This is a genomic window from Pseudomonas sp. S5F11, from assembly GCF_019641515.1.
Classification (GTDB): Bacteria; Pseudomonadota; Gammaproteobacteria; order Pseudomonadales; family Pseudomonadaceae; genus Aquipseudomonas; species Aquipseudomonas rhodesiae.
The window spans coordinates 5,192,509-5,217,001 of record NZ_JAIFJZ010000001.1 but is presented as its reverse complement, the minus strand read 5'-3'; the positions used below and the strand labels follow the sequence as shown (position 1 = coordinate 5,217,001).

Sequence of the window (24,493 nt, the reverse complement as noted above, 5' to 3'; positions counted from 1 at the left end):
TTTTATCCTTAATGTAGGCTCCTTATAGAGCGTTCTCCCAAGTGGCTGTTGGGCCGCTCATGTAGAGTTGTTCATAATCGGCAGGACCACTCTGAATTTTTACGTTCGCTTCAGCTTGGGCTTTCATACCTGCTTTCCATTCAGCGAATAGGCGTTCTTCTTCAGCAACTACGGCAGCGTCTTTATCACGGAGTCTTTCCGCACGCTTGTTGTGGTCGTCAATCTCTTTCTGATAATCATACTCGGCACGTCTGACGATCTTCTCAAGAAACTGCTCATTGAACACGTGTTCAGGGGCGATGGCTGTGAAGGATAGAGGCAGGCCAACTTCTTGCACTAGGCAGGAGTTATCGTCGGTATCTAGAATCCATCCTTCAGATGCAAGAGTGGCATAGCGTGTCAGAGCTTCGTGGGTGCTTCTTACATAGAAGATTACGCGGGATGTTGGGTTGCCACTGCCTTCGTGTTGAGGAAGCCCGTTCTTTGCAGCTTCGATGGCAGCCTTGATGTATTCGGACAGTTCGGCCTTGAGGTGACGGCGGTTAACTTTTGGATCATATGTTGCAGTCATTGGGAGTCTCCATTGTTTTTGATGTTTTGTTTAAAGGCCATAATGGCAGTATTAAAGGCTTGGCAAGCACAGGCGAGTGCACCAGCGGATGTGCACATGCAGAAGATAGCGAGCATTAAAAGCTCCCTGCCATTACGCTGTTAGCAACGTCATCACCAAACAGCGTACGAAGTCTTTCAGCTACACGGAGTTTGTACTGAAGGCGATCTGCACGTTTCTGAAGAGCTAGTTGCTGTAGTCTGGCGCTCTCATGCTTTTGCTGGATTTCTTCTTGGGTACGGTGGGCGCGTCTAATTGAGGCCACTGGCGTTTCTTGCACTGGCTCTTGAAGCTGGATAGTCACATTGACAGTGAGGTATTCGATGTTGATGTTCATGCTTGTTTTCCTTATTGATGAGTTTGGAAATAGGGGGTTGCGAGTTATTAGAACTGTTCAGTAAGCGACTGTGGAGCTTGTTCGAATGTTTTGGCTTTCTGTGTCATGCGCCACACTCGCATATAGCAGCGGTGGCTACAGTACCGGGGGCCATTGGTGATGTAGGAAGTTACTACAGACGTGCCACAAGCAGCACAACGGGTGAAAAGAGATGCAGGTTTGGACATATATGTTCCTTTTGTGAATGTGTGAAAGATTGGTGAGCGAGCAAAAAGAGGCCAGCAAAAGAGCTGGCCTAAAGGGATGCAACTGGATGCCTCAAGTGCATTGAATAATGGGTGCGAGTTGTCGTAGCAGTTACTGGCGGAACCGTCATCAGGCCATGGAGGAAGCCCCTACGATTTAAGGACTCTGATGAAGGAAGTTATTGACGGTATATCCCCACAGACTACCGTCGGAGTCCTGACCCAAGCTAAGAGTTGTGGGTAAGTTGCATCGTCCATTCGCGTAAACGATCAACTTGTGCTTGATTACGACACTAGCGGCTAAGCATCTATGGCGTGATCGAAGAAAGAACCCGCGTTAACGGGCTAATCGGATGCCAGACAGGGAGGAAGGAGCGCCAGCATACAAGAGGAAAGTGGAGCAGTTGGCGCCGCCAGTGACTGCAAGCACTGTGGAAAGGCATCCTGAATACCTTGCGACTGGACGAGAAAACTTTTGTTCTCTCATTACGGTTATTATCCCATGAGAATGATTATCTGTCAATATAAATCTTCATTTTTGCTTGACTAGTGACAAAATAGTTGGTAGGTCGGGATGGCTTGGTATTGAAAAGTGCGCGTGGCGATTGCTGAATAACTGGAGGGCTTTGGTGTTGTTGGAGGGGCGGATATTAGAAGGCGGTATCGGACTGAGAAAGCTGAGGACGAGTAGTACAATTGAGTAGTACAACCCAGAATGCAAAACGCCCGTAACTCGTTGAAGTTACAGGCGTTTTTTAATGTGGCGGTGAAGGAGAGATTCGAACTCTCGATACAATTTCTTGTATACACACTTTCCAGGCGTGCTCCTTAAGCCACTCGGACACTTCACCGTATCTCGTCAAACCAGTTCAGTCTGTCGAGGCGCGCTAATGTAGTCGAAAGCCTTTCTGATGGCAAAGGTTTTTTTCAGAATATTCATGCGGTTAGCCGGTTATGCCTGAGCATGTCCGGCGAGGGGTGGTGATTGTGCCATTCTCAGGCACCGCTGGCGCCTGTCTCAAGGCTTTGTCGCGCCACGCCGCAGGCCGTCTAGGCTTGGGCATGCAGGAAAAGGCTGACTGGGTAGTCAGTCATAGCGCTTTACCGAGCCGGGCGTGGTGGGTAACGTCTGCTGCATTCTTCTATAACAAGCCCTACAAGGAACCGCGTCATGAGTGAGTTGATTGCCTACCACCTCGAAGACGGTATCGCCACCCTGACCTTGAGCAACGGCAAGGTCAACGCCATTTCCCCGGCGGTGGTCAGTGCGTTTAACGAAGCGCTGGACCAGGCCGAGAAGGATCGGGCGGTAGTAGTGATTACCGGCACGCCGGGGATTCTGTCCGGGGGTTACGATTTGAAGGTGATGACCGCCGGCCCCAAAGAAGCAATCGGCCTGGTGACGTCGGGCTCGACATTGGCGCGGCGGCTGTTGTCGCACCCGTTCCCGGTGATTGTGGCGTGCCCTGGGCATGCGGTGGCTAAGGGCGCCTTTCTGTTGTTGTCGGCGGATTATCGGATCGGGGTGGAAGGCCCGTTCAGCATCGGCCTGAACGAAGTGATGATCGGCATGACCATGCACCACGCCGGGATCGAGCTGGCACGGGATCGTCTGCGCAAGTCGGCGTTCCATCGCTCGGTGATCAATGCCGAGATGTTCGACCCTCAGGGTGCATTGCAGGCCGGCTTCCTCGATAAAGTGGTCGCCCCCGAAGAACTGCACGCAGCAGCTCTGGAGGCGGCGCGGCAATTGAAAAAGATCAATATGAACGCCCACAAGCACACCAAATTGAAAGTGCGCAAAGCGCTGCTGGAAGCTCTGGACGAGGCAATCATCCAGGATCAGGGCCATATTCTTAGTTAAGCCCAACCTTGCTTGTGCCAAAGCCCGACCTTGCGCCGGGCTTTTTCTTACAGCCATATCTGAAGAAGCCTTAGTCGCTCTAGGCTGGGGGCTCTGGCAAATACCGAAATATGCGCTTAAACATCGCCCATCTCCTACCTCTATAGCGCCAATTGCCGAATACAGTGCACAACCGTACACTGCGCCACCTTTTGTTTCGATAGGCCAGGTGGATGCTTTTTCTGTTACGTATGGTGTTGATGGGCCTGCACTTTATAGTGGCTGGTGTGTTGGGTGTGCTGATTGGCGTTTGCCGTCCGTTCAACCCGGATAACAGTCGCTTGTGCGCCCGCCTATACGCCGTGCCCGCCATGTGGTTGTTGGGGCTGAATGTGAAAGCCGATGTCGACTCGCTGCGGCATAAGCCGGGCACTTGCGTGATTATCGCCAACCATCAGTCCAATTATGACTTGTTCGTGTTCGGTACCGTGGTGCCCCACCGCACCGTGTGCATCGCCAAGAAGAGCCTCAAGTGGGTGCCGCTGTTCGGCCAGTTGTTCTGGCTGGCGGGCAATGTGTTGATCGACCGCGGCAATGCCCATAAAGCGCGCCGCGCCATGCTTACGACCACCGATACGTTGCAACATAAAGACACCTCGATCTGGGTGTTCCCCGAAGGCACGCGCAACCTGGGCAAGGGTCTGCTGCCATTCAAGAAAGGCGCCTTTCATATGGCCATCGCCGCCGGGGTGCCCATCGTGCAGGTGTGCGTCAGCAATTACGTCACTCATATGCAGCTCAATCGCTGGAACAGCGGTGATGTGCTCATACGCTCTCTGCCGCCGATTCCTACCTGCGGCATGACGTCGGATGATATCCCCACCTTGATGCAGGCATGTCAGGCACAAATGGATGCCTGCATCGAGGCCATGGATGCGCAGCTCAAGAGGGCCTGATTCCCTTTTCCTTATAGGAGCGAGGGTGCTCGCTCCTACAACGGAACGCCATTCACGCTAAGCTGCCCAACATCTGTCTCCTCTTATAAGAAGTGATCAGCATCATGGGTAGAGTTGTTGCGGCCGCCGTGTATAGCGCCGGAAAGAAAGTCACCGATATCACCCTCGACGAAGGCGCGGCCTGGGCCGCCAAACCTGGGCATTTTGTGTGGATCGGCCTGGAAGAGCCCAACGCCCTGGAATTGGCCAACCTGCAACGCCAGTTCAACCTGCATGAACTGGCCATCGAAGACGCCCTGGAAAAACACAGCCGCCCCAAGCTGGAAACCTTTGGCGACGCGCTGTTTATCGTCACGTATTCGCCGGTGCGCGAGAACGGCAAACTGGTGTTTATCGAAACCCATATCTTCGCCGGCAACGGCTACGTGATTACCGCACGCAACGGTCACTCGGCGTCCTACGGTTTTGTACGTCAGCGCTGTGAGGCGCGACCATTGTTATTGGAGCATGGGGAAGATTTCGTACTCTATGCGCTGCTGGATTTCGTCACGGAAAACTACCAGCCGGTCAGTGAGGCAATCCATGCCGAGATCGATGAGCTGGAGCGCAATGTGCTGTGCAGTTCGTTGAGCGAACGCGATATCCAGAACCTCCACAGCCTGCGCCGCGACGTGCTGCGGCTCAAGCGCCATGTGGCGCCAATGGTAGAGATCAGCCAGGAGCTGCAGAAACTGAGCTTTCCGTTTATCGACAAGAACATGCGTCCGTATTTCCGCGATGTGCAGATCCACGTCACACGGCAGATGGAAGACCTCACCACCCTGCGCGACATTGCCAGCCAGACCATTGAAATCGGAGTGTTGCTGGAGGCGTCGCGCCAGAGTGTAGTGCAGCGCAAATTCGCCGCCTGGGCGGCGATCCTGGCGTTCCCCACCGCAGTGGCGGGGATTTATGGGATGAACTTCCAGAACATGCCCGAGCTGCAATGGCACTACGGCTATTTTGCGGTGCTCGGGCTGATCGCGGTGGGGTGCACCAGCCTGTGGGCCAGCTTCAAGCGGTCGGGATGGCTTTAACCTCGGCTTCGGGCTTGTGCGCCACAAAGCGCATCATCCATTCCGCTACGGTGACGCCATGGTGTTCGCGTGCCAGGCTGGCTACACCGTTTGAGTAGACTTTTTCGCCCAAGGTTGTCTGAAGAATCTCCAGCAACTCGCGCGAATAATCCTGAACAAATTCCGGGTGGCCCTGGAAGCACAGTACCTGATCACCGATGTGGTACGCGGCGAACGGGCAAAACTCGCTGGAGGCAATGACTTTGGCGCCCTCCGGCAAGGTGGTCACCTGGTCCTGATGACTGATCAGCAGCGTCAGTTCAGGCACCTCGGGGCTCATCCACGGCGCCTGGGCATCCAGTGTGTAATCATGAATGCCCATGCCCCAACCTTGAGTAGCGCGCTCGGCTTTACCACCCAGCAATAGCGCCAGCAACTGATGGCCAAAGCAGATGCCCAGCAGTTTATCGCCGCGTTGGTAACGTTCGAGCAAGTAGGTTTTGAGCGTCTGGATCCACGGGTCGGTGCCGAAGGAGTCTGCCTTGCTGCCGGTGACCAGATAGGCGTCAAACTGCTCATCGTCCGGCGGGTACTCCCCGTTCACCACGTTGTACACCACAAACTCGGCAGGGATCGGCTGCTTGGCGAACAGGCGCTTGAACATCTGCCCGTAACCTTGGTACTGATCGATCAAGCCTGGACGCAGGATATCGGTTTCCAGGATGCAGACGCGTAGCGACATAAAAAATACCTGACACGGCGATGGGAATATCGAACACCTCAAGCCTGCCTGCAAACCTACCTGCAAAGCAAGCCCCCGCCACACCTATACGAAACTCTCCCCTCGCGCGGCTTTTTGCAACAACAGTGCCGGCGGCGTGAACCGCTCGCCGTACTGTTCGGCCAAATAGCGGGCGCGAGCGATAAAGTCGTTCAGGCCGTATTGATTGATAAATTGCAATGCGCCGCCACTCCATGCCGCAAAACCGATGCCGAAGATCGAGCCCACGTTGGCGTCCGCCGTGGACATCAACACCCCCTCCTCCACACAGCGCACGGTTTCGATGGCTTGGATAAACAGCAACCGGTCGCGCACGTCCTGCGCCGAGATCCGTTGTTCGGGCCGCTCGAAGCGCTGTTTCAGCTCTGGCCACAGGTATTTCTGCCCGCCACTGGGGTACTCATAAAAACCGCCGCCAGCGGCTTTGCCCAGCCGTTTGAATTCATTGACGAGCCGCTCGATCACCGCCGTGGCTGGATGAGCCAGCACCGCCTGACCTTCGGCCAGCAGATCCTTGGCGGTTTGCTGTCGGATATGGCTCATCAGGCTGAGTGAGACTTCATCGGACACAGCCAGCGGCCCCACCGGCATCCCGGCCTTACGCGCCTCAGTCTCGATCAACGGCGCGGCCACGCCCTCGCCAAGCATGGCGATACCTTCATTGGTGAAGGTGGCGAACACCCGTGAGGTGAAGAAACCACGGCTGTCGTTGACCACGATGGGGGTTTTCTTGATCTGCAGTACGAAATCAAAACCACGGGCCAGGGTTTCGTCCGAGGTATGTGCGCCCTTGATGATTTCCACCAAGGCCATCTTGTCCACCGGGCTGAAGAAATGCAGACCGATAAATTTGGCGGGGTCCGGCACCGCCGTGGCCAGGCCGGTGATGGGCAAGGTGGAAGTATTGGACGCGATCACCGCATCGGCACCCACCACGCGCTGGGCGGCGGCCGATACCTTGGCCTTGAGTTCACGGTCTTCGAACACTGCTTCGATGATCAGGTCACAGCCGGCCAGGTCGCTGTCGTCCTGGGTGGGAAAAATTCGCCCGAGGATGCTTTCGCGCTGTTCGGCGCTCACTTGCCCACGGCCAAGCTTTTTGTCCAGCAGCGCCGTCGCGTGCGCTTTACCCCTCTCGGCCGCCGCCAGGTTGATGTCTTTGAGCACCACGTCGATTCCCGCACAGGCGCTGACATAAGCGATGCCCGCCCCCATCATGCCCGCGCCGAGCACACCGAGCTTGCGTGTCACATAAGGTGCAATACCTGCGGGGCGCGAACGCCCGGCATTGATGTCATTGAGCTGGAACCAAAAGGTGCCGATCATGTTCTTGGCCACTTGTCCGGTGACCAATTCGGTGAAATAGCGGGTTTCGATCAGGTGAGCCGTGTCGACGTCTATCTGAGCGCCTTCCACAGCGGCGCAGAGGATTTTCTCCGGCGCCGGGAAACAACCCTGGGTTTTGCTGCGCAGGATCGACGGCGCAATCGCCAGCATCTGCGCGACCTTGGGGTGCGACGGCGTGCCGCCGGGGATCTGATAACCCTTGTTGTCCCAGGGTTGTCTGGCCTCGGGGTTGGCAAGAATCCAGGCGCGGGCCTGGGCCAGCATCGCGTCGCGGTCCGTGGCCAGCGCATGGATCAAACCGGCTTGCAATGCTTGTTGCGGGCGTACTTTTTTACCTTCCAGCAAATACGGCAGGGCTTTTTCCAAGCCCAATAAACGCACCATACGCACCACGCCCCCGCCGCCGGGCAGCAGACCCAAGGTGACTTCCGGCAACCCCAGTTGCACCGATGGCTCGTCCAGCGCGATACGGTAATGGCAGGCCAGGCAAATCTCCCAGCCACCGCCCAGCGCTGCACCATTGATGGCGGCCACCACCGGCCTGCCAAGGGCCTCTAAGCGACGCAACTGCGCCTTGAGCACTCGCACGCCGTCGTAGAACGCCTTGGCATCGGCCTTGTCGACGGCGATCAACTCGTTGAGGTCTCCACCGGCGAAAAAAGTCTTCTTGGCCGACGTGATAACCACACCGGCGATGTGGTCCTTTTCCTCTTCAAGACGTGCGACGGTGGCGGCCATGGCCTCGCGGTATACGGCATTCATGGTGTTGGCACTCTGGCCAGGCAGGTCAAGGGTCAGCACCACGATCTGGTCCTGGCCTTTTTCGTAACGAATGGCATCGGTCATAACTAATTCCTTGGGCTCAGAGACGTTCGATCACAGTGGCGATGCCCATGCCACCGCCGACACACAGGGTGGCCAGGCCATAGCGCAGCTGGCGTGCCTCTAATTCGTCGAGCAAAGTACCGAGAATCGCACAGCCGGTGGCGCCCAACGGGTGGCCCATGGCGATCGAACCGCCATTGACGTTGACCCGCGCGGGGTCGATACCCATGTCCTTGATGAACTTGAGCACCACCGAGGCGAAGGCTTCGTTGACTTCGAACAAGTCGATGTCTTCCACGCGCAAACCGGCCTTGACCAAGGCTTTGCGGGTGGCCGGCGCCGGGCCAGTGAGCATAATGGTGGGGTCGGTGCTGGTCACCGCAGTGGCAACAATCCGCGCCCGTGGGTGCAAGCCCAGCTCACGGCCCTTGGCCTCTGAGCCGATCAGCATCACCGCGGCACCGTCGACGATGCCGGAACTGTTGCCCGGTGTGTGCACATGCTGGATCCGCTCTACATGGCTGTAGACCCGCAACGCGGTGGCGTCGAAGCCCATCTGCCCGATCATCTCGAAACTGGGCTTGAGCTGGCCGAGCCCTTGGAGGGTGGAGTCGGCGCGGATAAATTCGTCGTGATCCAGCAGCACAATGCCATTTTGGTCCTGCACTGCGATCAACGACTTATTGAAGGAACCGTCCGCACGGGCCCTGGCTGCTTTCTGTTGGGATTGTAAGGCAAAGGTATCGACGTCCTCGCGGGTGAAACCTTCCAAGGTTGCGATCAAGTCCGCGCCAATACCCTGGGGGGTGAAATGGCTGTGCAGATTGGTCTGCGGGTCCAGAACCCAGGCGCCGCCGTCGCTGCCCATGGGCACGCGGGACATGGACTCGACGCCGCCCACCACCACCAAGTCTTCGAAGCCGGAGCGCACTTTCATCGCGCCCAGGTTGACCGCCTCCAGGCCCGAGGCGCAGAAGCGGTTGATCTGCACGCCGGCGACGCTGATGGCCCAGTCGGCGACCAGTGCGGCAGTCTTGGCGATATCCGCGCCTTGGTCGCCGATCGGGGTGACGCAGCCGAGCACGATGTCATCCACCTGCTGGGTGTCGAGGTCGTTGCGTTGCGCCAGTGCCGTAAGCAACCCGGCGGCCAGGTTGACCGGTTTGACACTGTGCAAGGCACCGTCGGCCTTGCCCTTGCCCCTGGGCGTGCGTATGGCATCAAAGATCAAAGCTTGGGTCATGACGTCCTCGAACCGCGTGCGTGTGTGCCCTTACCTTAAGCCCGATTGACACGGTTTCAATGACGGATGCGCTCATTGCCTTTGACCCTCATGCTCGGACGAACGGTAGGTGCCTAAGCTAATTGCCGGATTAATCGTTTTAGCTGTCTAGCCAAGGCATTGGCGCCAAGATGGCGTTATGCCTCATGTCGTTTTAAGCGCGAATTCGTATTAGCTGATACGAAATGGATCTAAGCCACGAAGAACGAGGGCTCTAAGGTTCAATCAGTAAGACGTTGCTGCCGGGTTTTGCCGGAGCGGCTGTAAGAAAAGCGACACGTCATAGCGCCATACTGGACGACCACGGCACGCATTTGACGCTCAGGAATAACAACAAAAGGCAGTCAGCCATGTTCAAGCATTCGAAAGTACGTCAGGCGGGACTTATTCTCTTCGCCACCACATTGATACTGATCCTACCCAACCTCACCAAGGTGATTGGGTGACCCTTCAGCCCCCGAATTCTGGGCATTTATCGCATCAGGATTGCAGCTTTTGGCAGCACCTGCCGGGACTTCGCCGTGCGCGATCCTATGGCAGGGGCTGTCTTTTTACGCGCGGTTTTCCGGTATCGTGAGCGCTTTCGCCATTTCTTATTACCGGGCCTTCCTCTTGAAACCGATCTTCGCCCTTCTCCTCGTGCTGTTTGCCCTGCCGGTCACGGCGGCGTCCCTGACCATCGAACTCGACCACGCCAGCAAGACCTGGCAGAGCGCCGACCTGCTCAAGCATCCGGCTGCGCAAACTGTGCATATCGTTGATGACGTTTCCTACAAGCGCACCATGACGTATCGCGCAGTGCCGCTGGCGCTACTCCTGCCGGGTCTTAAGCCGGAACACCATGTGCAAGCCGTTGCACTGGATGGCTTCGCCGCCGAGCTGAGCGCTGGCCCACTGCTGCAAACCCACGGTGCCCGCGCCTGGCTGGCCGTGGAAGACCCCGCGCAGCCATGGCCGGCACTGGCCGACGGCAAGCCTAGCGCAGGTCCGTTCTATCTGGTGTGGACCGACCCACAGGCCGGGCCTATCAGCCCCGAACAGTGGCCATTCCAAATTTCCAGCATCAAACAGTTGAAAACCGTGGCGGAGCGCTTTCCCGCCCTCCTACCCGACCCGAAACTCGCAGCCGATGACCCGATCAATCAGGGTTTTGCACTGTTCCAGAAAAACTGCCTGGCGTGCCATCGCCTCAATGGCGCGGGGGATGCGCAGGTGGGACCGGACCTGAATATTCCCTTCAACCCTACGGAATATTTCGCCGCCGATTTCCTCAAGCGCTACATCCGTGATCCGCAAAGCCTACGGCATTGGCCACAGGCAAAAATGCCCGCGTTCACCGCCAGCGTGTTGCCGGACCATGAACTGGACCTGCTGGTGGGCTATCTGAAGCACATGGCGGGGCGTAAGCAGCCGTAAAGCTCAGCGCTCACCTTCGTTTGGCGGGTGAGCTTCACGGTGGAGGCTGGTTATTGCTGCTGGACTGAAATGACCGGCATCGGCGCCACGGACACTTTGGCGTGCATCTGTTCATGCCCGCCACCCCGGCGCATGCCGCGTACCGGGCAGGCATCGAGATAATCCAGGCCCACGGCCAGTTTCAAGTGGCGTTCCGGACGTGCCAGACGGTTGGTCACGTCGAAGCTGTACCAGGCGTCGTCAAGCCAGGCTTCGGCCCAGGCGTGGCTGGCCAAGTGAGTGCTGTCTTCGCTGTACAAATACCCCGACACATATCGCGCAGGAATCCCCAGGCTGCGCGCGCAAGCCAGGAACACATGGGCATGGTCCTGGCATACCCCCGCACGGCCAGCGAAAGCATGAGCGGCGCAGGTGTCGACTTCAGTGGCGCCAGGCGTGTAGACCATGGTTTCGTTGAGTGCGTGCATCAAATCAATCAGGGCGCTGCGGTCGCGCCGTTGGCCGCACTGCTGCTGGGCGAACCCGCGCAGGGCTTCATCGGCCTCGGTCAGGCGAGTGCCGCGCAGGAATGGATAGGCCGACTGTTGCTCGTGCTCGGCCTCGCGCAACTCATCGATATCCACCTGACCACGGGCGCCGATGATGATGGCGTCGTGGGGCTCATCCAGGGTCAGCACATGCAGGATATTGCCGAACGGGTCGACCTGCGCGCGCACCGGGCGCGGCAGATCCAGTTGCCAGCTGAGCACATGCTGGCGCTCGCTGTCGTGGGGCGTGAGGCGCAGGTACTGGATGCTGGCGCGCACTTGGTCTTCATAGTGGTAGGTGGTTTCGTGGCTGATGGAAAGTCTCATGCCGCCTCCAAGTAGGAATGGTAGATGGCATCGCCCAATTGGCGGACCAGGGGGATAAAGTCGGTCAGCCAGGCATGCAGGCCTTCTTCAAGAATTTCATCGATGGCGGTGAAGCGCAGGCGTGCATCCATCTCGGCGGCCAGACGCTGCGCCGGGCGGCCATTGAGGCCCGGCAGGCTGGCGAGGATCTGGTCGATCTCTTCGCTGCACGCACGCAGCGAGCGCGGTACATCGGCGCGCAACAGCAGCAACTGCGCCACTTGCCGGGCACCGGGGGCGTCGCGATAGATTTCGGTGTAAGCCTCGAACGAGGACAAAGCACGCAGCAACGCGCTCCACTGGTAGTAGGCGTGAGCCGTGCCATCGGTGACGGCGTCGGCGTGGTCGCCGGCCATTTCATAGCGCGCATCCAATAGACGAAGCGTGTTGTCGGCGCGCTCGATAAAGGTCCCCAAGCGAATGAAACGAAATGCGTCATTACGCATGATGGTGCCGTAGGTCGCGCCACGGAACAGGTGGGAGCGCTCCTTGACCCACTCGCAGAAACGGCTCATGCCATAACGGCTCAGGCCTTGCTGGGCGATATCGCGAATGTCCAGCCAAGTGGCATTGATGTTTTCCCACATGTCTGCGGTGATTCGCCCACGCACCGCATGGGCGCTTGCCCGCGCTGCGCCCAGGCAACTGTAGATACTGGCGGGGTTTGCTGCGTCCAGGGCAAAGAAGTGCAGCAGGCGCTCGGCGTGCAACTGGCCGTGGCGCTCGTGGTAATCCTCCAGGGTGCCGGTGATCAACAACGGCATCGCCAGTTCATGCAGGCCATCGCCGCGTCCGTCCTGGGGCATCAGCGACAGCGAATAACTCACGTCGAGCATGCGCGCGAGGTTTTCCGCACGCTCCAGGTAGCGCGACATCCAATACAGATCCGAAGCAGTTCGACTCAACATGGCATCAGTCCTCCACCACCCAGGTGTCTTTGGTGCCGCCGCCCTGGGACGAGTTGACCACCAGCGAGCCTTCGCGCAGGGCCACACGAGTCAGGCCGCCGGGGACCACACGCGTCTCCTTGCCGGACAGCACAAACGGGCGCAGGTCGATATGGCGCGGGGCAATACCGTTTTCCACAAAGGTCGGGCACGTGGATAGACACAGCGTGGGCTGGGCGATATAGGCATGGGGCTTGGCCATGATGCGCGCGCGAAAGGCCTCGATCTGCGCCGCCGTGGACGCCGGGCCGACCAGCATGCCGTAGCCGCCGGAGCCTTGGGTCTCCTTGACCACCAACTGCGGCAGGTTAGCCAGTACGTGGGATAACTCGTCAGGCTTACGGCATTGAAAGGTCGGAACGTTCTGCAGGATCGGCTCTTCATCCAGGTAAAAGCGGATCATCTCGGTGACGAAGGGGTACACCGACTTGTCATCCGCGACGCCTGTCCCGATGGCATTGGCCAGCACCACATTGCCCGAACGATAGGCAGCCAACAGGCCGGGCACTCCGAGCATGGACTCCGGGTTGAAGGCTAAGGGGTCGAGGAACGCGTCGTCGAGACGGCGATAAATCACATCCACCGCTTTGGGGCCGTCGGTGGTGCGCATAAATACACGGTCATCGCGCACGAACAGGTCGGCGCCTTCAACCAGTTCCACGCCCATTTCCCGGGCGAGAAACGCATGTTCGAAAAACGCGCTGTTGAATCGGCCCGGGGTCAGCACCACCACGCTGGGGTTATCCAGGGGGCTGGCGCTTTTTAGGGTATCGAGCAGCAGGTTGGGGTAATGATCGATCGGCGCAATGCGCTGGGCGGCGAACAGTTCGGGGAACAGGCGCATCATCATCTTGCGGTCTTCAAGCATGTAGCTGACACCGCTGGGTGTACGCAGGTTATCTTCCAGCACGTAGTACGTGCCGTCGCCATCGCGTACGAGATCGACCCCGGCAATGTGGGCATACAGATTGCCGTGCAAGTTCAGGCCCTGCATTGCCAATTGGTATTGCTCGTTAGCCAGCACCTGTTCGGCGGGAATGATCCCCGCTTTGATGATGCGTTGCTCGTGGTAAAGGTCAGCGAGAAACATATTCAACGCCTTGACCCGCTGAATACAGCCACGCTCGATAATCCGCCATTCACTGGCCGGTATGCTGCGGGGGATGGTGTCGAAAGGGATCAGGCGCTCGGTGCCCTGTTCGTCACCGTACAGGGTGAAGGTGATCCCGGCGCGGTGAAACAGCAAATCGGCCTCGCGCCGGCGCTGGGCCAGCAGCTCATCTGGGGTTTGGGCCAACCAGCGGGCGAACTCGCGGTAATGGGGCCGGACCTGCCCTGCCCCGTCGTACATTTCGTCGTAATAAGTGCGGATCATGCCGTACTCCTTGTCACCCGGACGCAAGAACCATCGCAAGGCCCGTGCCATCGGCATAAACACTTAAAAATCAGTGAGTTGAATAGACCCAGGCAGTTAATCGCACCTTCCTGGTGCGTCGAATGCCTGGTGTGTCGTGGCGCGCTTCATCGTAATGCGGGCTTTGACTATCAAGAGCATAGTCAGAGTTGATTTCACTGGCCCGCCATAGCTGCGGATAATCGCCACCATCTGCTGAACAGACCTTCAGCGCTCCGCTCTTCCCTTCGGCCACCCTACTTGGGTGGCTTTTTTTTGGTGCATGAAAAGAGCCCGCAAGTTCCGCCGGGGTTCGCGCCGGCGCAAACAAAATCGGCCGACCCGAAGGTCAGCCGATACGCTGCGTTGCTAACGATGTGGAAGACGCACAATTACATCGGCCGGCCCCGCACCTCCTGCTTGACGCCCCAGCCCTCGATAATGCCGCCCAAGGGCTCGACCACTGCTTCAAAGTCTTGCTCGAAGTCTCCTATGCCGTCGTAGGTTGCAGACATGATCTTGCTCAGTTCCAAGTACCAGGCGCCATCATCGCGCGCGCTGACCTGAGCGTTCAGGGATTCGCCACGAAATTCGCCCGCTGCTCTGCGCGCCCGTTCTTCGTCCGGGAAAATCGCGTAGAACTCAATGGGATGAAACCGTGAAAAATCGAAACCGCCTTCTTTCATGCGGCGCAGAACGTGGGTGCTGATGTCTTCTTGATAGGCTGTGCTCATGAAAAGTGCTCCTCAATACGATGGATAGACTTTCCGTGCTTCCCGAAGCCCGCGCCTTACTGGCACGGGAACTACGGCAATGGTTTCACCGCTGGAAAACAAGCATGTAGCTGACAAGACCAGACCTTAGCGATTCATTCGCTGATCTCGTTTGCAGAGTAGCGCGAAGCAATCGCCTCCACCAGAGGCGCTTGGGTGGAGGACAGGGAATATTCAGGCGGCGGGAGAAATGTCGAGAATCTGGATACTGTTCTGGTCTTTGAGGATCTTGACCGTCGGCTCTGGCTTGCGCCCCTCAAGGTCATTGAGGTCAAGTTCGGCGGCAACCGGCACCAGTTTGCTGCGAATCATATGCGCAGCGTCTTCGAGGCTGGGCTTTTGTTCGCAGGTGAACTGCTCTACGGATTTTTCGCCGTGATCATCAACGAAGGTAATTTGCCACGTTTGCATCGGTGCCTCCTCGATAAAACCCGTGTGTGGGCTCACCTTTATCTGGACCTTGGGGGTTCGCCAAACGTTCCACCCAAGGCAGGAAGCACCCGATCAATCGCGCTTATTTTTCCGCGCGGGCTTTGAGCGCCTTGAGGGTGTTGAACGGCGCGTCGACCACGAACTTGTTGGCCAGCCACGAAGGCACGCTGCCGCCTGGCTCGGTGTGCACCTGGTAGGTCACTTCGGTTTCGTTAGCGCCCTTTGGCACCAGTCTCCAGAAACCTTCGACCTGGGCCACACGTACGAAGCCTTTTTCCTCAGGCTTGTAAGTCGGCACGCCTTCCAGCTTGCGGGTCACGCTGCCGTCAGCCGCTTTGGTGGAGGTGACATGGGTATAAGAGTCACGCGGCGTCACAGGCCATGGCGTGTTGAACTGCGTGTAGGTCCAGGCCTCGTCGCCTTTGCTGTCGATCAGCTTTTGCGACTTGCACTCATGAATCCAGGCACATGCGCCAACCACGTCCTCCTGGATAGCGAGGATCTTGGCGACGGGCGCCTTGATCACCGTTACACCTCGATACGCCTTGTATTTGGAGCCGGCAACTTCGCTCAGGGATACCTTGATGCCGTCGTCGTCTTTGGCGGTCACCCATTCTTCAGCCTGGGCGGTGGCCGCAAATAACACGGTAAAGCCGCACACCACAGCCATTCGTTTCAGCGAACCCATTGTTGTATTCCTTATTGTTCAAGTTCCGAGAGTAAAGCCCATCAAGCCGCCGTCATATGTTCCCACCAGCCGATCAAACGGATCGCATCGGCCTGGTCGGTGCCGCACACCTCGATATCAGCCTTGAAATCACTGCACACCGCCGGCCGTTCCGGCTGGCCGAACAGTTGACACAGCAATTCGACAGACAGGTGCATACAGCGTTCACCCGCCGGCTTGCCATTGGGCATGCCGGGCAACGGCGAACTGATGGAGGGGGCGATGCAGCAAGCGCCACAGCCTTCACGGCATTTCATGACCAGCAGGTCCTCGACGACTCAATAGGATGGCCGGGCTAGAGTACGCCCTTAAACAGCCGTTTTAAAATGGTCCAACAGCGGTTTTTCACCCAAAAAGAAAGTGACTGACCAGTCTGCGACAGATGGTCGAAACGTCGAGTCACTTGGTAGGAAAAGTTTACTGCTTGAATTCGAAATCCAGCGCCGCGCCCTCAACATCACGCCGCTCTTCGTTGCGCAATTGCAGGCGCATTTCGTTGCTGAGCAGGCGACCGTTAATCTGGAAAGCGCTATTGTCGGTGGGCTTCTCAGCGAACATCGGCGGCAGCAACGGCACGCTCTTGGGCTGGGGCATGGTGCCCAGCGGCTGCAAGTGCCTGACCATGTCCGAAGGCAATGACAGGTCCAACTGGGCCGGCGGCAGTTTGGTCTCGGCCACTTCGTGGGCAGACTTGGCCTTTTTGGCCGCCGCGCGTTTCTTGGCGGCGTTTTTCTTCACAGAAGCGGCCGTCTTAGCCGGCGCCGGCTTAGTGTTCTGTGCGCTCGCCGCGGGCTTGCTTTCGCTCACGGGAGTCGCCGCCAGCAGCGTGGGGACGTTACACAGGCTTAACAGGCCAATCACCAAAACAGCTCGGAACATCGAGGTCATATCGCCTACAGCATTAACGGCAGAAGGCCACATGCTCGCCTGTTGAGGGCAACATGACAAGCTCGGTGATTAGCCAGCTATCGGCAATGTGCCCATTGTGTATGTCGGCCGTGCCTTAAAATCCGGCGGCGGTCTCCTGGCACAACTGACTGGCCAGCATTCCCAAGGTCATCAACGCCCGCTCTGCCTCGCGGTTCCACGGCGTACCGCAGTTAAGCCGGATGCAGTGGTTGAACTGCTCGGTGTTACTGAAGATCAACCCGGGCGCGATGCTGATGCCCTGCTGCAAGGCACGCACATGCAGTTCCTGGGTATTGACCCGTCCGGGCAAACTGACCCACAGGATAAAACCGCCGGTGGGACGAGTCATCTGTGTGCCTTCCGGAAAATACTGCTGCACCGCCAGCTGGAAGGCGCTGAGGTTCTTGCGGTATTCCTGGCGGATGTAGCGCAAATGCCTGTCATAACCGCCGTTCTCCAGGTATGCCGCCACGCCCATTTGGGTCACGCTACAGGCCGAGTGGGTGCTGAACATCTGCAAACGTTGGATTTCCTGCTGGTACTTGCCGGCAATCATCCAACCGATACGCACGCCGGGGGATAAGGTTTTGGAGAAGCTGGAGCAATAGATCACCCGGTCCAGGCGGTCATACGCTTTGAGGGCCTTGGTGCGGCCCAGCTCGAACATCAGCTCGCCGTAGATATCGTCCTCGACGATCTGGATATCGAAATCCGAAGCCAACCGCAGCAGGTGTTTCTGCCGCTCCTCAGGCATGGTGCCACCCAAGGGATTACTCAGCCGCGTGGTGAGCACCAGCGCCTTGATCGACCATTGGTTGGCCGCCAGTTGCAGGGCTTCCAGGCTCATGCCGGTGGCCGGGTCGCTGGGGATCTCAATGACCTTCAGGCCCAGCAGGTCCGCCAGTTGCAGCAGGCCGTAATAAGTGGGGGATTCCGCCGCGATCAGGTCGCCGGGGCGGGTCAGCACACGCAGTGACATCTGCAACGCATCGACGCACCCGTGGGTGATCACCACTTCGGAAGGGTCTACCACCACGCCGGCATCGCGCATGCGGATCGCCACCTGGCGGCGCAACGGCTCGAAGCCGGGGCTGAACATATAGCTGAATGCCCGCGGGCTCTGGAAACGCGTGACCTTGGCCAATTGCTGATGCAGGGCGCGCACCGGCAGGTAGTCGACGCTCGGCACCGCAGCGCCCAACGGGAACACACCTTCGCGGCGCGACTCGCCCAAAACCTGCTGGATAATGCTGCTGCGCGTGACCAGCCCCGGGCGCTCCACCCGTGCGATATCCGGCGTGGGCGCGGTGAGCGCGGGGGTTTGATGCACGTAGTAACCGGACTGCGGTCGCGCCCTGATCAGCCCCTGGTCCTCCAGGTTGGCATAGGCTTGCAATACCGTGGCGTGGCTCACATTGAGCTGGGAACTCATCTTACGTACCGAAGGCACGCGTTCGCCCGGTTGATAGACACCACGCCGGATATCCTCAGCCAGTTGCTGAGCGATACGTTGGTACAGCAAGAGATTGGTCATGTCGCAGCACTCGATTTCACGGGCATTTTATTTTTGTGTGAAACATACCGGCACAGTTTAGAAGTGTACGGGGACAGTTGCCACAATAGTCGAGCACGACGGGCAGTGATAGCAAAAACTGTAAGGGTGGCGCTGAGGATATTCAGGCTCGTGCAAAAAAAATGTGGGTAGGGGTTTGCCCCCATCCCACATTTTTAACCAGCGTAAGGCTTTAGCGGGCGGCGCCCAGTTGGCCCTTGGCATCGGAAAACACGATTTCTACGCGACGGTTCTGCGCGCGGCCGCGCTCGGAAGCGTTAGCTTCCACCGGGTACTGGTCGCCATAGCCTTCGACCTGAATGCGCTTTTCGTCGATGCCCAGGTCTACCAGCACATCAGCTACCGATTGCGCGCGGTCACGGGACAGTTTGAGGTTTTCCTGCTCGCCACCGGTACTGTCGGTGTAACCCTCGATGCGCACCACGCGCTTGGGGTTCAGTTGCAGGAACTGCACGATCTTGAGCACGGTGCGGTTGGCCGAGTTTTTCAGTTCCGCCTCGCCGGTGTCGAACAGCACATCGCCCAGGGTCATCACCAGGCCCCGATCGGTCTGGGTGGTAGCCAGGCTGGCGATCTGCTCTTCGAGCCATTTGCCCTGTTGCTGCACGCTGCTCAGTTTGCTTTCGCGTAGGGCTAGTTGCAGGCGCTGACGTTCCAGTTCGAGCTTGGCGCCGCGTTCTTCATTGAGTGCCTGTTCGGTGTGTTCGCGGGCGATGGCGCTGTAGCGCTGGCTCAAGTAGGCGTAGTGCACGACGTCGGCGCCGCTGCCCCAGTAGCTGGACAAGCGATCGGCGCGGGCCAGGGATTCACCCGCGCGAATCACGTCCTTGGGCGCGATGCGCAACACATTGGCGTCTTCCTTGACCTTCTGAAAGTCGCTCCCCGCCTGTTGCAAGGCCTGCTCGCCACTCGGGTGGCTGGCACATCCGCCCAGCAACGCGCTGCCCAGCAGCACTGCGCAGCTCACACCTCGGATCATCGGGCTCATTGGGCGTCTCCCAATTGCAATTGCTTGCGCAGGCGCGTGATACGGGTATTGAGCACGTTCAGTTGTTCCTGGCTCTTGCGAGTCAGCACTTTGGCTTCGGCCAGCCGCGCATCCAGCTCGGCCTGTTCGGCTTGCATGCGCGCATCCTTGAAGGATTGCTCGGCCATATCGGCCTTGGCCTGGGCGAATTTGTCCTCGGCCAGCTTCAACTCGGGGGATTCATCGGCATTGGCGCCGACGGCACTGGCCTGTTCCAGGGCTTGCTGGGTGAGGCGTATTTGTTCATTCGGCGCAGGATCGGCTGCACATCCCGCCAGAGCGACAACGGCGAGGGCCGCGAAAAGAGGTCGAAGAGTCACTGAAAATCCCTACTTTGTTGGGGTGCCGACAGATTGTTGCAGTTGCGCCTTCCAGCGCTCGATATTGCGCTGCAGAGCGGCTTGTACCCCATCGGACCCGGCCAATTCTGTCATCTTTTTGGCCAGCTGTCCGCGCAGCCATGGATCATTGCAGGCCGAGTTGTGGGAAATCGCCAGGTACAGGCCAGGTTGATCGACGGGCACATCACGGGCGACCAGGTCGCTGCTCATACCCAGCGACTGCGCCATGGCGGTGCCGGAATAGCGACCGGCCAGCACATATTCCACCTCCCCCAGCAACAACTTTTGAAACGCAGGCGTCAACGTGGGAAAGCGTTGCAGGGTCAGTTGCTGATTGGCGAAGGTTTCAAATTCACGGCTTAGGCGCGCACGCTCGGAAATGGCGCCTTTATGACCGTGAAGATCGGCGGCCGTGGTATAGGCCAGCGCCGAATCCTTGCGCGTCCAGACCAGATAATCGGTCTGCATCAGGGCCGGATGGATATAGTCGAAGTGGTCCAGCTCCGCCAGATTAAGCGGTGCATCGGCCAGCATATCCATGCGTCCGCTGCGTGCTTCATCCGAAGCCAGGGTGCGCTTGCCGCCGTAGAGCAGGTCGATTTTCAGCCCCAGGTCACTGGCGACTTGCTGCAACACATCGGCAGTGGCACCGATCAGGTGCGTGGGGTCCTGCGGGTCGCGCCATAAGAGCGGCGGTGCATCCGGGCTGCCGGTAATCACCAGACGATCACATTTACCGGCAGCCAGCGATAGGGTCGGCAGCAACAGTGTGATACCCAGCATTGCGGTCCAAGGGCGCAGGTCCATGGCACGGTTCTCCAATTTTCAAAAAAGCCGGGCATAAAAAAGCCCGGTCATACGACCGGGCCCTTTATAAGTGAAGCGACTGGATTAGACCAGCTTCTCCAACTCAGGTACGGCTTCGAACAAGTCCGCTACCAGACCGTAATCGGCTACCTGGAAGATCGGTGCTTCTTCGTCCTTGTTGATCGCGACGATCACTTTGGAGTCCTTCATACCGGCCAAATGCTGGATCGCGCCGGAGATACCGACGGCGATGTACAGCTGTGGCGCAACGATCTTGCCGGTCTGGCCGACCTGCATGTCGTTGGGTACGAAACCTGCGTCGACGGCCGCGCGGGAAGCGCCAACCGCAGCACCCAGCTTGTCGGCCAGGGCGTACAGGTGCTTGAAGTTGTCCCCGTTCTGCATGCCACGCCCGCCAGAAACGACGATCTTGGCAGCGGTCAGTTCAGGACGGTCGGACTTGGCCAATTCTTCGTTGACGAAGCTGGACGTGCCGGCGTCGTGGGCAGCCGCAACCGCTTCAACAGCGGCCGAACCACCTTCGGCGGCGACCGGGTCGAAACCGGTGGCACGCACGGTGATCACTTTGATCGCAGCGCTCGATTGCACGGTGGCAATGGCGTTACCGGCATAGATTGGGCGCTTGAAGGTGTCAGCGCTTTCGACCGAGATGATCTCGGAGATCTGGTCAACGTCCAGCTGCGCGGCAACCCGTGGCAGGATGTTTTTGCCGTTGGAGGTGGCGGCGGCCAGGATGTGGCTGTAGCCCTTGCCCAACTCGGCGACCAGCGGCGCAACGTTTTCTGGCAGCTGGTGCGCGTAGGCGGCGTTGTCAGCGTTCAGAACCTTGCTCACACCGGCGATTTTTGCAGCGGCTTCAGCCACGGCGCCCGCGCCCTGGCCGGCGACCAGTACGTGAATGTCGCCACCGATCTTAGCGGCGGCAGCCACGGTGTTCAGGGTGGCCGGAGCCAGCACCTTGTTGTCGTGTTCGGCGATTACCAAGATAGTCATGTTCAGATTACCTTCGCTTCGTTTTTCAGTTTCTCGACCAGTTCGGCCACCGACTTGACCTTGATGCCCGCGCTGCGTGCAGCCGGCGCTTCGACTTTGACGGTCTTGTTGGTGGAGGCGGTGGAAACGCCCAAGGCATCCGGAGTCAGCGACTCAAGCGGCTTTTTCTTGGCTTTCATAATGTTTGGCAGGGACGCGTAGCGCGGCTCGTTCAAACGCAGGTCGGTGGTGACGATGGCCGGCAGTTTCAGGGAAACCGTCTGAGCGCCGCCGTCGATTTCGCGGGTCACGGCAACGCTGTCGCCGCTTACTTCGACCTTGGAAGCGAAGGTGCCCTGGCCGTAACCGGTCAGTGCAGCCAGCATCTGGCCGGTCTGGTTGTTGTCGCTGTCGATAGCTTGTTTGCCGAGGATCACCAGCTGAGGCTGTTCCTTATCGACAACGGCTTTGAGCAACTTGGCCACGGCCAGGGAGGTAAGGTCCTCGGCAGACTCGACCAAGATGGCGCGGTCTGCGCCCAGAGCCAGGGCAGTGCGCAACTGCTCTTGAGCGGTGGTTGGGCCGATGGACACCACGACGATTTCAGTCGCAACGCCTTTCTCTTTCAGACGCACTGCTTCTTCAACAGCGATCTCGCAGAAAGGGTTCATCGACATTTTGACGTTAGCAAGATCGACGCCGGAATTGTCCGCCTTGACGCGAACTTTCACGTTGTAATCGACAACGCGTTTGACAGCTACAAGAACCTTCATGGATTCCTCGTTACTCTCCGGTGAAAAGAAAGTCGCCTAGGCGAACCTGGCGGTTGATGCTCATCGGCACACAAGGGCACCTCCAAAAACCTCAGCAGCGGCAAACCGACGCAAGTGGCGACCGTTCGTCAGGGGTGACTGGGAGGTCATTCCTAATCGCGGCGTGTAAACTGCGCGCCATTCTTTGCACGCGTACCTGCCGTTTCTACCGTTGCGTTGCTTTTGGACGTGCTCTTGAAACCCGCTGTCTGCCTACGGTAAGCGCAAAACCGACCGTATCTTGACCGGAACGCCTATTCTGGTCAATACGGCAAAATGGTCAGTCATAAGCCGCGTTGCTTTGATTTACCTAGCCTGCGGGCAATTCAAACAAACGTTTGTATTGGACGCTGACAGTGGTCTATATATAATGCGCCACCTAGAGAGAACGGTGGGTCTTACCGTTGCTGTAAGACGATGCCGAACCTCCATCCATTAGAAAAAAAGCCTGTTGAGCCTTGAGTAGGAGATAGCCTGTGGAACGCGAATACATGGAATTCGACGTGGTCATCGTCGGCGCTGGCCCGGCTGGCCTGTCCGCCGCCTGCCGACTGAAGCAGAAGGCCGCCGAAGCCGGTAAGGAAATCAGCGTCTGCGTGGTCGAGAAAGGCTCTGAAGTCGGCGCCCATATCCTCTCCGGTGCCGTGTTCGAACCACGCGCCCTGAACGAACTGTTCCCGGACTGGAAAGAACTCGGCGCCCCACTCAACACCCCCGTGGTGCGCGACGACATCTATGTACTGCGCAGCAGCGATACCTCGACCAAGGTGCCTGACTTCTTTGTGCCCAAGACCATGCACAACGAAGGCAACTACATTATTTCCCTGGGCAATCTATGCCGCTGGCTGGCCCAGCAGGCCGAGAACCTCGGCGTGGAAGTCTACCCAGGCTTCGCCGCCCAGGAAGCGCTGTTCGACGAAAACGGCGTGGTGCGCGGGATCATCACCGGCGACCTCGGCGTCGACCGCGAAGGCAAGCCGAAAGAAGGCGTCTATACCCCCGGCATGGAACTGCGCGGCAAGTACACGCTGTTCGCCGAGGGCTGCCGTGGCCACATCGGCAAGCAACTGATCCAGCGTTTCAAGCTGGACAGCGATGCCGACGCCCAGCACTACGGTATCGGTCTCAAGGAAATCTGGGAAATCGACCCGGCCAAGCATCAGCCAGGCCTTGTGGTGCACACCGCCGGTTGGCCGCTGGATATCATGAGCAACGAGAACACCGGTGGCTCGTTCCTTTATCACTTGGAAAACAACCAGGTGGTCGTCGGCCTGATCGTTGACCTGTCCTACAGCAACACCTTCCTGTCGCCGTTCGATGAGTTCCAGCGCCTCAAGCATCACCCGGTGCTGGCCCAGTACCTGGAAGGCGGCAAGCGCATCAGCTACGGTGCTCGTGCACTGGCCAAGGGCGGCATTAATTCGCTGCCGAAAATGGTCTTCAAGGGTGGCGCGCTGATCGGCTGCGACCTGGGCACCATGAACGTGGCCAAGATCAAAGGCAGCCACACCGCCATGAAGTCCGGCATGCTCGCCGCTGACGCCGTGGCCGAGCGTCTGTTCGCCGAGTCCGAAGGCGGTGACGAGTTGACCAACTACGTCGACAGTTTCAAAGCCAGCTGGCTGTACGAAGAACTGTTCGCCAGCCGCAACTTCGGCCCGGCGATGCACAAGTTCGGCCCGATCATCGGTGCCGGCTTCAACTGGTTCGACCAGAACATCCTGGGCGGCAAAATGCCGTTCACCCTGCACGACACCAAGCCGGACTACGCCTGCCTTAAGCTGGCCAAGGACTGCCAGAAGATCGACTACCCCAAGCCCGACGGCAAACTGAGCTTCGATAAACTCAGCTCGGTGTTCATCTCCGGTACCAACCACGAAGAAGAACAGCCGTGCCACTTGAAGCTCAAAGACCCAAGCATCCCGATCGGCACCAACCTGCCGCTCTACGATGAACCGGCGCAACGCTACTGCCCGGCCGGCGTGTATGAAGTGATCACCCAGGAAGACGGCGAGAAGCGCTTCCAGATCAACGCCCAGAACTGCGTGCACTGCAAGACCTGCGACATCAAGGACCCTTCGCAGAACATCACCTGGGTCACGCCGGAAGGCGCGGGCGGGCCGACTTACCCGAATATGTAAGCCAGAGAAGGCTCCCACATGGGAGCCT

24 protein-coding genes and 1 tRNA gene are annotated in these 24,493 nt (G+C 58.5%); 5 read left to right on the top strand and 20 right to left on the bottom strand.

Translation table 11 applies throughout. The features are described from left to right. Positions 1 to 22 precede the first annotated feature (22 nt). The 3 genes from K1567_RS23690 to K1567_RS23680 form a co-directional block, all read right to left on the bottom strand. A complete protein-coding gene (locus tag K1567_RS23690; protein ID WP_220698921.1) occupies positions 23 to 571 on the bottom strand; it encodes a hypothetical protein in 549 nt (182 codons plus the stop codon). Between the two features lie 115 nt (positions 572 to 686). Further along, positions 687 to 947 (bottom strand): hypothetical protein, encoded by a 261-nt coding sequence (locus K1567_RS23685; RefSeq protein WP_220698920.1) that lies wholly within the window; start codon positions 945 to 947, stop codon positions 687 to 689. A 1,006-nt stretch (positions 948 to 1,953) separates the two neighbouring features. After that, positions 1,954 to 2,043: transfer RNA gene (locus tag K1567_RS23680), tRNA-Ser, on the bottom strand. 320 nt (positions 2,044 to 2,363) lie between these two features. On the opposite strand from K1567_RS23680, the gene K1567_RS23675 reads away from it, so the two are divergent. The 3 genes from K1567_RS23675 (at position 2,364) to K1567_RS23665 (ending at position 5,067) form a co-directional block, all read left to right on the top strand. After that, entirely contained in the window at positions 2,364 to 3,056 is a 693-nt protein-coding gene (locus tag K1567_RS23675) for a crotonase/enoyl-CoA hydratase family protein (RefSeq protein ID WP_034099749.1), read from the top strand. 212 nt (positions 3,057 to 3,268) lie between these two features. After that, a complete protein-coding gene (locus tag K1567_RS23670) occupies positions 3,269 to 3,991 on the top strand; it encodes a 1-acylglycerol-3-phosphate O-acyltransferase (protein ID WP_034099750.1) in 723 nt (240 codons plus the stop codon). A gap of 104 nt (positions 3,992 to 4,095) precedes the next feature. After that, entirely contained in the window at positions 4,096 to 5,067 is a 972-nt protein-coding gene (locus K1567_RS23665; protein ID WP_034099751.1) for a magnesium and cobalt transport protein CorA, read from the top strand. On the opposite strand, the gene K1567_RS23660 is transcribed toward K1567_RS23665, so the two are convergent. The 3 genes from K1567_RS23660 to K1567_RS23650 all read right to left on the bottom strand — a co-directional run bounded on the left by K1567_RS23660 (position 5,045) and on the right by K1567_RS23650 (position 9,242). Beyond that, complete coding sequence (locus tag K1567_RS23660; RefSeq protein ID WP_034099752.1) at positions 5,045 to 5,788, bottom strand: amidotransferase; 744 nt, start codon at positions 5,786 to 5,788, stop codon at positions 5,045 to 5,047. The two genes, K1567_RS23665 and K1567_RS23660, sit on opposite strands and share 23 nt — an antisense overlap. An 84-nt stretch (positions 5,789 to 5,872) precedes the next feature. Next, entirely contained in the window at positions 5,873 to 8,020 is a 2,148-nt protein-coding gene (locus K1567_RS23655) for a 3-hydroxyacyl-CoA dehydrogenase NAD-binding domain-containing protein (RefSeq protein ID WP_169868637.1), read from the bottom strand. A 16-nt stretch (positions 8,021 to 8,036) separates the two neighbouring features. Next, positions 8,037 to 9,242, bottom strand: coding sequence for an acetyl-CoA C-acetyltransferase (locus K1567_RS23650; protein WP_047881263.1), 1,206 nt, complete (start codon positions 9,240 to 9,242; stop codon positions 8,037 to 8,039). 651 nt (positions 9,243 to 9,893) lie between these two features. On the opposite strand from K1567_RS23650, the gene K1567_RS23645 reads away from it, so the two are divergent. Further along, positions 9,894 to 10,697: a cytochrome c gene (locus K1567_RS23645; RefSeq protein ID WP_034114886.1), complete on the top strand. Its 804-nt coding sequence runs from the start codon at positions 9,894 to 9,896 to the stop codon at positions 10,695 to 10,697. Positions 10,698 to 10,747: 50 nt separating this feature from the next. Here K1567_RS23645 and K1567_RS23640 read toward each other — a convergent pair whose 3' ends face one another. The 14 genes from K1567_RS23640 to K1567_RS23575 form a co-directional block, all read right to left on the bottom strand. Beyond that, a complete protein-coding gene (locus K1567_RS23640; RefSeq protein WP_034099755.1) occupies positions 10,748 to 11,551 on the bottom strand; it encodes a transglutaminase family protein in 804 nt (267 codons plus the stop codon). Next, positions 11,548 to 12,498, bottom strand: coding sequence for an alpha-E domain-containing protein (locus tag K1567_RS23635; RefSeq protein WP_034099756.1), 951 nt, complete (start codon positions 12,496 to 12,498; stop codon positions 11,548 to 11,550). Before K1567_RS23635 ends, K1567_RS23640 begins: the two co-directional genes overlap by 4 nt. A gap of 4 nt (positions 12,499 to 12,502) precedes the next feature. Further along, on the bottom strand, positions 12,503 to 13,912 hold the full coding sequence (locus K1567_RS23630) for a circularly permuted type 2 ATP-grasp protein (RefSeq protein WP_034099757.1): 1,410 nt from the start codon (positions 13,910 to 13,912) through the stop codon (positions 12,503 to 12,505). A gap of 410 nt (positions 13,913 to 14,322) precedes the next feature. Next, positions 14,323 to 14,664, bottom strand: coding sequence for a ribonuclease E inhibitor RraB (locus K1567_RS23625; RefSeq protein WP_034099758.1), 342 nt, complete (start codon positions 14,662 to 14,664; stop codon positions 14,323 to 14,325). 213 nt (positions 14,665 to 14,877) lie between these two features. After that, positions 14,878 to 15,114 (bottom strand): hypothetical protein, encoded by a 237-nt coding sequence (locus tag K1567_RS23620; RefSeq protein ID WP_034099759.1) that lies wholly within the window; start codon positions 15,112 to 15,114, stop codon positions 14,878 to 14,880. 103 nt (positions 15,115 to 15,217) lie between these two features. Further along, on the bottom strand, positions 15,218 to 15,823 hold the full coding sequence (locus tag K1567_RS23615) for an START domain-containing protein (protein WP_169868636.1): 606 nt from the start codon (positions 15,821 to 15,823) through the stop codon (positions 15,218 to 15,220). Positions 15,824 to 15,864: 41 nt separating this feature from the next. Beyond that, positions 15,865 to 16,119 carry a YkgJ family cysteine cluster protein gene (locus K1567_RS23610; RefSeq protein ID WP_034099761.1) on the bottom strand — a complete coding sequence of 85 codons (255 nt, stop codon included), beginning with the start codon at positions 16,117 to 16,119 and terminating at the stop codon, positions 15,865 to 15,867. Between the two features lie 160 nt (positions 16,120 to 16,279). Beyond that, positions 16,280 to 16,750 carry a hypothetical protein gene (locus K1567_RS23605; RefSeq protein WP_034099762.1) on the bottom strand — a complete coding sequence of 157 codons (471 nt, stop codon included), beginning with the start codon at positions 16,748 to 16,750 and terminating at the stop codon, positions 16,280 to 16,282. Between the two features lie 115 nt (positions 16,751 to 16,865). Continuing rightward, entirely contained in the window at positions 16,866 to 18,305 is a 1,440-nt protein-coding gene (locus K1567_RS23600) for a PLP-dependent aminotransferase family protein (protein ID WP_034099763.1), read from the bottom strand. 211 nt (positions 18,306 to 18,516) lie between these two features. Further along, positions 18,517 to 19,332, bottom strand: a complete 816-nt coding sequence (locus K1567_RS23595) for an OmpA family protein (protein WP_034099764.1) — start codon at positions 19,330 to 19,332, stop codon at positions 18,517 to 18,519. Next, a complete protein-coding gene (locus K1567_RS23590; RefSeq protein ID WP_034099765.1) occupies positions 19,329 to 19,691 on the bottom strand; it encodes a DUF4398 domain-containing protein in 363 nt (120 codons plus the stop codon). The genes K1567_RS23595 and K1567_RS23590 overlap by 4 nt, the downstream gene beginning before the upstream one ends. Positions 19,692 to 19,700: 9 nt before the next feature. Next, positions 19,701 to 20,519, bottom strand: coding sequence for an ABC transporter substrate-binding protein (locus tag K1567_RS23585; RefSeq protein WP_169868634.1), 819 nt, complete (start codon positions 20,517 to 20,519; stop codon positions 19,701 to 19,703). Positions 20,520 to 20,603: 84 nt separating this feature from the next. After that, positions 20,604 to 21,533 (bottom strand): electron transfer flavoprotein subunit alpha/FixB family protein, encoded by a 930-nt coding sequence (locus tag K1567_RS23580; protein ID WP_034099767.1) that lies wholly within the window; start codon positions 21,531 to 21,533, stop codon positions 20,604 to 20,606. A gap of 2 nt (positions 21,534 to 21,535) precedes the next feature. Beyond that, the gene (locus tag K1567_RS23575) at positions 21,536 to 22,285 is read right to left on the bottom strand and encodes an electron transfer flavoprotein subunit beta/FixA family protein (protein ID WP_034099768.1); all 750 of its coding nucleotides are present in this window, start codon (positions 22,283 to 22,285) and stop codon (positions 21,536 to 21,538) included. Between the two features lie 515 nt (positions 22,286 to 22,800). Here K1567_RS23575 and K1567_RS23570 point away from each other — a divergent pair. After that, positions 22,801 to 24,465: an electron transfer flavoprotein-ubiquinone oxidoreductase gene (locus K1567_RS23570; protein WP_034099769.1), complete on the top strand. Its 1,665-nt coding sequence runs from the start codon at positions 22,801 to 22,803 to the stop codon at positions 24,463 to 24,465. Positions 24,466 to 24,493: the final 28 nt, after the last annotated feature.